Source organism: Bacteroides fragilis (assembly GCF_019583405.1).
GTDB classification, from domain to species: domain Bacteria; phylum Bacteroidota; class Bacteroidia; order Bacteroidales; family Bacteroidaceae; genus Bacteroides; species Bacteroides fragilis_B.
Genome location: NZ_SZUU01000040.1, coordinates 1 through 7,080, shown reverse-complemented (window position 1 = coordinate 7,080; position 7,080 = coordinate 1). Strand labels below are relative to the sequence as shown.

The window sequence follows — 7,080 nt, the reverse complement described above, 5'->3', positions numbered from 1 at the left end:
AACTGATAAGAAATGAACGAAGAGGATAAAATGGTAGAATGTGCTGAGTGTGGATATATTCATGCTTGGTCGGAACGAGTTAAGAAGTATGATCCTGAATACTGTTGGACATCTCATTTCTGCCCTAAATGTGGGGAAGAAAGCTATTATCCCGTAAAACAGGATGAAGAATAATTCAAATCAAATCAGAAAGAATATTATGGAAGTATTCAATGAACTTACCCAACAATGGGAAGAAGTGACCTCATTAAAGGTTAGACAGTCGAATTTGGAATTATCTATAAAGTCTGAACGTGGTGGAATAAGCATAAACAAAATATCATGGTCTAAAACAGACGATGGCTCTATGGTTATTGTGCCGACAAGTAATAATAAGATAGTAGTCAAATAGAGTAAAACAAATACAGAAATGAAGCAAATTACTATAGGGGATAAGGGATTAATGAGTATAGCAGAAGAAGATGTTTTGAAAATAATTGAAATTGAAGGCTGCTGTCCAAGTTTAGATTATTGGAATCCTCCAATTACTAAGGACTTTTGCAATACAATGTTTTCGGATACTGTATTTCTTATACATTATTCGAGGAGAAAAGAAGATAATGTAAAAAGTAGGGAACTTGTTTTTTTCTTAAACTGCAAAGAGTTTATGTTTCATTATCATGAAGAAGGTGTTGATAGCAGGTATCATTCGAGTAGAGAACTAAGTATGAAATCTATAAGATACCTTATTCAGCAAGGATATGATTTGCCGATTTATTAATTCAAACTTAATAAGAGAGGAATTAAATCATGGAGAAACCGGAACTGACCAAAGAGGAATTTCTTGAAATATCCTGGGTACTCTCACTGTGTGAGACCCTGGTAGAACAACGTGTTTTAGAGGCTGACAAGCGAGGTTGGGAAGCAAAACTTCCCCGGGAATGGCTATTGAAAGTAAAAAGGGCTATCCTCTTATTTCATGGAGATAAACAATAATCAAAACTAAATATATGAATACCCAACGTCAAACCGGTACACGCCGCTCTCTTTCCAGGAATGCGCAGCGGCAGGGGTGCGAAGCCCGTCCCTCTTATGAGATCAGAACTTCGCAATATTCTGATATGAAAGTCAGGACACTTACCCGTAATTACGGATTCGGTGGATACAGCATCTACCGGTACCTGGTGAGTGAGGCACTCTACAAAGGAGAGTATTTTCTTCCCTGGTGCGAGGAGACTGCGCAGGCGGTGGCCTCTTACTGGAATGCCTCTTTGGAAGACATTACCCGAATCGTGAACGGCTGCATACAAGTGGGCCTGTTCAATGACGAACTGTACAGGAAGCACGGGGTGCTGACCTCAGCGGACATCCAGCAGGACTACCTCAAATTATGCGGCATGGCCTACATCCAGGAGGAGTTTGCACTTTCGGCCAGTTGATTCATAAGGTTATTATCCACTATTAAATACATAAGTTTATGCCAAGAACTGCTAAAAAAGGTTTCACCTATTTCGGGTTCGATACCGATCATTTTTATGACCCTAAAGTCAAGAGACTCAAAAATAAATTCGGAATGGAAGGATGGGGAGTATACCATTTCATCGTGAACGAGATTTTCCGCGTGGAAGGATATTACATGGTTATGGACACCAACGGGCTGTGCGATGTCTCGGACTATTCCCGCATGGACGAGCAACGGATTGCGGACATTATCGACTTTTGTGCGGAACTGTGCCTTTTCGATAAGGAGCTTTGGCAAACCCGGCAGATCCTCACCAGTGAGGATATACAGAATAGGTATGTGGGTATTTGCAAGGCCATCCACCGCAAGCCATCCATTCTGGATGACTTCCTGCTTTTAAGTGCGGCCGCCGTTCCCTGCCCTGTCCCCCAAGCGGAGTCCGCCCCGGAACCGCACCGGATGCGCGTTTCTACGCAGACCAACGAAAAAGACAGGGATGCGGAACTCACGCAAGCCATTGCGGATTTAAAACGCAGGCTGCAAGAGCCGGAAAGCCCCGCCGGGGTAGTTCGCGAAGAATCGGGGATAATTCGCGAAAATAGACCACAAAATAAAATAAAAGAAAATATATCCTCCCCAAACCCCTCCGGCCATCCCGGGGGCAGGCCGGAGAAGGAGGAGGATAGAGACTCTCTTTCAGGGAAGCTCAAAGATCTGGGGATAGACTCCAATGCCATCCAATGGGTGCATATCCTAAAAAGCCATTATCCGGATTTCCCTGTCGAGAAAGCAATCTGTGATATCGAGCAGAGCAAATTCCGATTAACCCCGAGGGGTTACCTGTACCCCCTGATCAATAACTACATCGCCAAGTATAACGCCGAATACGGGCAGGCGGACCTTGAAAGGAAACAGGCGGAGACCCTGCGTACACGGCGTAAAACCCTCGAGCTCTTAGGTATCCCGATGAAAGACCAGCAGGAGATCCTCCAGCTTGCCTCCATTGCACCCTTGGTGTTGGATACAGCCCTGAAGGAGACCTGGGGAAACAAAAAGATCAAAAGCCCTACCATGTTCCTCCTGAGCCGGATGCGGAAGGCCGTATCAGCATAAATATCAAAAGCTTAATCATATGGAATTCAAAGAAATACAAGTCGAAATACTCAGGGGAAGTTGCAACTTTCCTTCCGGAAGCATCCATCTGTCGGATGGAAGTTTGGAGAAGGTATGGCACTCCGTGACCTGTCAGCCGGATTTTCCGGAATTCTTCACAAGGAACATCCGGGAGGCCGGGGGTAACGAAAGACTTGCCAGGGTATACGCCATTCTGCGGGTGGATGCAAGGAATACCGGGGAACCGATAGTCAGTATCAGTTTCTACCGGTACAAGAGCTTTCCTCCGGGTTTTCTTTGCCGGTATGAACACTGTGCCCTTCCCGGGACGGAATTCAGAAATTATCTGGAGGAACTCTCCAGAAAGGCGCAGGAATCCGTCTCCTGTGCCATGGAAAAAGCGAGGTACTTCATGTTGGCAGCGATTCTGCTTTTTCTGCTTGCCAGATTTGCTGTTGTCCCGCTTTTCGGGCTCAATCCGACAATATTCTGGTTGTATGTGCCTGCCATAATGACATTTTTTACGGCAATATTTTTATCGGTACAGCGGGTTTCTTCCTGAAGCCCCCGAAGAGTGAATTCTTAAAGAACTATAACAATTATATGATTATGACATCACAGGAAGCCAATTCAATCCCGTTGGGAGATATTCTTTCCCGCTACGGTTACGAACCGTCCAGACGGTACGGGGGATACGACATGTACCGCTCCCCTTTCCGCCGTGACAGCTCTCCGAGTTTCAAGGTTTTCAGGAATGAGAACCGGTGGTATGATTTCGGGGACGGCAGTCACGGCAGGGTCGTGGATCTGGTCATGCGCATCCAGAACTGCTCTTTCCCGCAGGCCATGAAAGAGATCGGGGAATTAGGCTTCGGTGGCATAGTCCCGGTACAAAGGCCGGCAGCGGCAGAGGAAGCGGTACAGCGGGCTTCTTCAATGACCATTCTGAAAGTCATTCCTTTGGAGAACAGGCACCTGCTTGACTATGCCGCTTCACGGGGAATCGATGCGGATATCGTCCGTGGGCACTGCGTGGAGGTGCATTACTGCTTCGAGAAGAATCCCCGCGAGAAATACGCGTTAGGGTTCGCCAATGATCACGGAGGTTTCGAATTGCGTAACAGCATGTTCAAGGGATGTGCCACTGCCAAGGACATTACCGGCCTTGCTGCGGGTAACAAGTCCTGTGCCGTTTTTGAAGGGTTCTTCGACCTGCTGAGTTTCAAGCAATACGCGAAGGATCATCCTGAGATGCCGGCACTGGGAAAGTTGGACCTGTGCGTACTGAACTCCACAGCAATCGTTGACAGGTCAAAGGATTTCCTTTCAGGGTATAAAAAGGTGCACGCTTTCCTGGACAATGACGCTCCGGGGCGTGAGGCCCTGAGAAAGATGCAGCACTTCCTTCCCAAGGGCACGGTACTGGTGAACGAGGCGGAACGCCTGTATCCGTCATGCAATGACTTCAACGAGTTTTTGCAGAAAATCAAGTGTCCGGTAAGCGGGCGGGAAATGTGAAGAGCCGGTAAACGGGACATTTAACCGGCAGGATTTACGAATCGATAACAAAATAGAATAATGAAACAGGAAAATGACATACCGGACAAGATCCTGGAACGTATCCGGAAACTGATACGCCTGAAGGAATCAACCACATCGGAAGGCGAAGCCAAAGCCGCCGCCACGCACGTGAACCGGCTTCTGAAAGAATATAACCTTTCCCTGCTTGACGTGAACGAAAAGCGGCCGGAAGCGGTGTTTGAAATCAGGGAGTCCGGGGCGATCAGCTATAAGGACGCATTCGGCAACTACTGGAAGCGTGACCTGTTGCGCGTACTGTGTGAGTACAACTACTGCCGGATGCTCCGTTACCAGGGAAGCACCAACATGCTGATTGTGGGTACGCAGGAGAATATTGCCGCTGTAACCGTACTTTATGATTACCTGCGTACGGCTTTCCGCCGCCTGGCAGATAAAAGGCACATGGAGTATGTATCGACCAAACGGGGATATTACCGTACTGAGAAGTACAGGAAAAAGTATATACGTTCGTACCTCGAAGGCGTGACACCCGGACTAAGAGGGCAGTTTGAAGCGATGCGAAGCACTTCGGCGGAAGAAGTGCGTGAGACCGCCCTGGTACATTGTCATAATGCCCTTATCGAGAGATACCTGGAAACAATCGGGACAAGTCCTTCCAAAGTGCAGCCAAGAAAGGCAAAAACCGATTATTCGGCTTATAGCTCCGGAATGGGTGACGGACGTAACATCAGCCTGAACAGGCAAATAAGCGGAGGAGACAGGTAATGACAGCATGGATACCGCTTATCACCCTGTATATCCTGGACATGTTATGGTTCGGATACCAAATCAAACATGCCCCTACTGATGTAGAGTTATGGGGCGAAGAAATAGAATAATGCATAAAATGACAGAAATGGAAATTACATATAACATACAGACAGTTTACACATACCACGAGAAAGACATGCCCGCCGGTAAAACGAAAGTGCACATTTTCTCCCGGAAAGTAAGCCGGAATATTTGGGAGTACGCACTGTCAACCCCCGACTTCCGCTCTTTTCTGGAAGCAAAAAGCCGGGAGTGCTCCGATACAATCTCCCAAATGAACCAGGCGCTACGGAACGTAGTCGTCACATTTCATGTCTCCTTTAATGGTGATACCCCTTTTGTGGGGAGTGTAGTCTGCTTTTTCAAGACAGTCTCAGGAGGCGAACTGCGATGCAGGTACAACCAGTCCATCCAATTTGAGGAAATGCTGCCTGCCGGAAAGTATCTTCGGAACGGGTTTATAGAGGGAATGATCCAAAAGGAAAGGCCCGAGAATTCCATCTTTTGGCCACTTCTGTTTGTAGTTTCTATCTTTTTGGCTATCGGAATACTTGTGACACCCTTCGCGTTTAATCTGGAATTCTCCCCCCTTGTGCCGGTCGGAATTATGGTAATTATAGCTCTGATGTTACTAATGATCTATCTGGAAAATAGAAAGTGTACACGTATCACGCGGAGAATGGAGATACAGGATAAAAAACAGGAACCCATTAAATAACAGCCATATGTATTTCATACATTACATACAGACATACGCATCGGTGAACCGTAAGGGAAGCGAGCTCCAGGAATACATCCTGAAGTTCAAGGACAGCCTGATAGAGAACCGGGAGGTTTTAGAAAACCTGAAAGAGGAGATCCACTGCCGGATTGAGGAACTTGACGCCAAGTATCCACGTACCCAACCTTTACATTTTGATGCGGTGGGCAGCCGGGAGATCCGGTGGAATATCCATGTGAAAGGAAAGCCGGACAACACGGTATGTATCATCTCTATTACCCAAGTGAGAAACGTGCTGGGAAAAGGCACTGTTTTCTTTCCCGGGAAACAGGCAGGCCGGGATAAGGGATGAAGGGTACATACTGGTATGCCGTGGACTATGCCGGCACGGGACATCTTTTTATCTACAAGCCCGAAAGGGATACCGGAATGTGGAACGGTGAGGAAGCCCTGCAGATTTCCCAAGGGACACTCCAGGAGGTGTTTCCTAAAATCACCTGGCAGGACCCGCCCGTAGTGGTAACACTGGAGGTGCTCCCCTGTGAGGAAACCTTCCGCTTACGTTTGTCAAAGAGCTGCAATTATATCCTGAGAAAATATCTCCGTTTCTCCCGGAAAGAAAAAACAAACGATTGAAAAAATGAAGGAACAAAATTATGACAAAAGAAAAGAACATACCTCAGGAAAAGAAACACAGTATCTTTTATAAGATGATTATGAGCCGTAGAGCCTTCGGAATAACTTATTTAGTATATGGGGCAACAGTCCTTGGTGTCGTTGCCGAAAGAGCGGACATCCTGTGCTCCACCCCTTCCGTTGGGAGCCGGATATTCCTCTTACTGAGTATATGTTTTCCTTTCGCTTATGGTACATACCTGCTTTGTACCAGAGATAAAAACAGAAACGACAATGAATAAAAGGAAAGAACTACTAATAGAAGCTTTGGATAAGGACAAAAAATCTTATCTATCAGGAGAACTTCGTCCTATACTTAGATATAGAAGAAGCAATTATGATAGCGTAAAGGGGTATTCATGGATTGATTTTTATTTGAATGATTCCCCGGTTCCACTGTTTTGTACTAAAACTTATAAAGAAGATTGGCACGCATTTTCAGAAGGGATACTTGATGAAATGCAGAAAGTGGCAATGAAATGGAAAACAATGAATAGCTAATAACAAGTACAAATATGAGTAAAACGATTGAAGGTAAAGAATATCTTTCATTTGGAGAAGGTTTATACCAAATGAGCAAAAGGGGTATCATTGGCAGAAGAATAAGACTAACCAAAAAACGTGCATGGATACTTCGGGATATGATTAAAAGACTGGAAGATTATGTACCGGAAGAAAATTCACCTCGATTTAATGATTATTGTGCCACCCTTGAATGGATGCGCCAAGAAATAAACAAGAGATATTCAGAGTTTGATTTAGGAACGATTTAACGTAA

General features: G+C 45.9%; 14 protein-coding genes. All 14 read left to right on the top strand.

Annotated elements, in window-relative coordinates; genetic code table 11:
* Positions 1 to 163: 163 nt before the first annotated feature.
* The 14 genes from FDF36_RS21090 (at position 164) to FDF36_RS21025 (ending at position 7,075) form a co-directional block, all read left to right on the top strand.
* Positions 164 to 391 carry a hypothetical protein gene (locus FDF36_RS21090; protein ID WP_220392698.1) on the top strand — a complete coding sequence of 76 codons (228 nt, stop codon included), beginning with the start codon at positions 164 to 166 and terminating at the stop codon, positions 389 to 391.
* 18 nt (positions 392 to 409) lie between these two features.
* A complete protein-coding gene (locus tag FDF36_RS21085) occupies positions 410 to 760 on the top strand; it encodes a hypothetical protein (RefSeq protein ID WP_220392697.1) in 351 nt (116 codons plus the stop codon).
* Between the two features lie 29 nt (positions 761 to 789).
* A complete protein-coding gene (locus FDF36_RS21080; protein WP_220392696.1) occupies positions 790 to 975 on the top strand; it encodes a hypothetical protein in 186 nt (61 codons plus the stop codon).
* 14 nt (positions 976 to 989) lie between these two features.
* Positions 990 to 1,418: a DUF4373 domain-containing protein gene (locus FDF36_RS21075; protein ID WP_220392695.1), complete on the top strand. Its 429-nt coding sequence runs from the start codon at positions 990 to 992 to the stop codon at positions 1,416 to 1,418.
* A 38-nt stretch (positions 1,419 to 1,456) separates the two neighbouring features.
* Complete coding sequence (locus FDF36_RS21070; protein WP_220392694.1) at positions 1,457 to 2,554, top strand: DUF4373 domain-containing protein; 1,098 nt, start codon at positions 1,457 to 1,459, stop codon at positions 2,552 to 2,554.
* A 19-nt stretch (positions 2,555 to 2,573) separates the two neighbouring features.
* Positions 2,574 to 3,116, top strand: coding sequence for a hypothetical protein (locus tag FDF36_RS21065; protein WP_220392693.1), 543 nt, complete (start codon positions 2,574 to 2,576; stop codon positions 3,114 to 3,116).
* 47 nt (positions 3,117 to 3,163) lie between these two features.
* Entirely contained in the window at positions 3,164 to 4,072 is a 909-nt protein-coding gene (locus FDF36_RS21060; protein ID WP_220392703.1) for a toprim domain-containing protein, read from the top strand.
* Between the two features lie 60 nt (positions 4,073 to 4,132).
* A complete protein-coding gene (locus FDF36_RS21055; RefSeq protein ID WP_220392702.1) occupies positions 4,133 to 4,861 on the top strand; it encodes a DUF2786 domain-containing protein in 729 nt (242 codons plus the stop codon).
* Between the two features lie 130 nt (positions 4,862 to 4,991).
* Positions 4,992 to 5,624, top strand: coding sequence for a hypothetical protein (locus tag FDF36_RS21050; RefSeq protein ID WP_220392701.1), 633 nt, complete (start codon positions 4,992 to 4,994; stop codon positions 5,622 to 5,624).
* Between the two features lie 7 nt (positions 5,625 to 5,631).
* On the top strand, positions 5,632 to 5,979 hold the full coding sequence (locus FDF36_RS21045; protein ID WP_220392700.1) for a hypothetical protein: 348 nt from the start codon (positions 5,632 to 5,634) through the stop codon (positions 5,977 to 5,979).
* Positions 5,976 to 6,263, top strand: a complete 288-nt coding sequence (locus tag FDF36_RS21040; protein ID WP_220392699.1) for a hypothetical protein — start codon at positions 5,976 to 5,978, stop codon at positions 6,261 to 6,263. The genes FDF36_RS21045 and FDF36_RS21040 overlap by 4 nt, the downstream gene beginning before the upstream one ends.
* Before the next feature lie 20 nt (positions 6,264 to 6,283).
* Positions 6,284 to 6,544: a hypothetical protein gene (locus tag FDF36_RS21035; RefSeq protein ID WP_259281496.1), complete on the top strand. Its 261-nt coding sequence runs from the start codon at positions 6,284 to 6,286 to the stop codon at positions 6,542 to 6,544.
* Entirely contained in the window at positions 6,537 to 6,803 is a 267-nt protein-coding gene (locus FDF36_RS21030; protein ID WP_220390748.1) for a hypothetical protein, read from the top strand. The genes FDF36_RS21035 and FDF36_RS21030 overlap by 8 nt, the downstream gene beginning before the upstream one ends.
* Positions 6,804 to 6,817: 14 nt before the next feature.
* Complete coding sequence (locus FDF36_RS21025; protein WP_032589488.1) at positions 6,818 to 7,075, top strand: hypothetical protein; 258 nt, start codon at positions 6,818 to 6,820, stop codon at positions 7,073 to 7,075.
* Positions 7,076 to 7,080 lie beyond the last annotated feature (5 nt).

Excerpts from the sequence above, each read along its gene's own strand:
- FDF36_RS21090 (WP_220392698.1), top strand. The coding sequence starts at position 164 with ATGAAGAATAATTCAAATCAAATCAGAAAGAATATTATGGAAGTATTC.
- FDF36_RS21085 (WP_220392697.1), top strand. The coding sequence starts at position 410 with ATGAAGCAAATTACTATAGGGGATAAGGGATTAATGAGTATAGCAGAA.
- FDF36_RS21080 (WP_220392696.1), top strand. The coding sequence starts at position 790 with ATGGAGAAACCGGAACTGACCAAAGAGGAATTTCTTGAAATATCCTGG.
- FDF36_RS21075 (WP_220392695.1), top strand. The coding sequence starts at position 990 with ATGAATACCCAACGTCAAACCGGTACACGCCGCTCTCTTTCCAGGAAT.
- FDF36_RS21070 (WP_220392694.1), top strand. The coding sequence starts at position 1,457 with ATGCCAAGAACTGCTAAAAAAGGTTTCACCTATTTCGGGTTCGATACC.
- FDF36_RS21065 (WP_220392693.1), top strand. The coding sequence starts at position 2,574 with ATGGAATTCAAAGAAATACAAGTCGAAATACTCAGGGGAAGTTGCAAC.
- FDF36_RS21060 (WP_220392703.1), top strand. The coding sequence starts at position 3,164 with ATGACATCACAGGAAGCCAATTCAATCCCGTTGGGAGATATTCTTTCC.
- FDF36_RS21055 (WP_220392702.1), top strand. The coding sequence starts at position 4,133 with ATGAAACAGGAAAATGACATACCGGACAAGATCCTGGAACGTATCCGG.
- FDF36_RS21050 (WP_220392701.1), top strand. The coding sequence starts at position 4,992 with ATGGAAATTACATATAACATACAGACAGTTTACACATACCACGAGAAA.
- FDF36_RS21045 (WP_220392700.1), top strand. The coding sequence starts at position 5,632 with ATGTATTTCATACATTACATACAGACATACGCATCGGTGAACCGTAAG.
- FDF36_RS21040 (WP_220392699.1), top strand. The coding sequence starts at position 5,976 with ATGAAGGGTACATACTGGTATGCCGTGGACTATGCCGGCACGGGACAT.
- FDF36_RS21035 (WP_259281496.1), top strand. The coding sequence starts at position 6,284 with ATGACAAAAGAAAAGAACATACCTCAGGAAAAGAAACACAGTATCTTT.
- FDF36_RS21030 (WP_220390748.1), top strand. The coding sequence starts at position 6,537 with ATGAATAAAAGGAAAGAACTACTAATAGAAGCTTTGGATAAGGACAAA.
- FDF36_RS21025 (WP_032589488.1), top strand. The coding sequence starts at position 6,818 with ATGAGTAAAACGATTGAAGGTAAAGAATATCTTTCATTTGGAGAAGGT.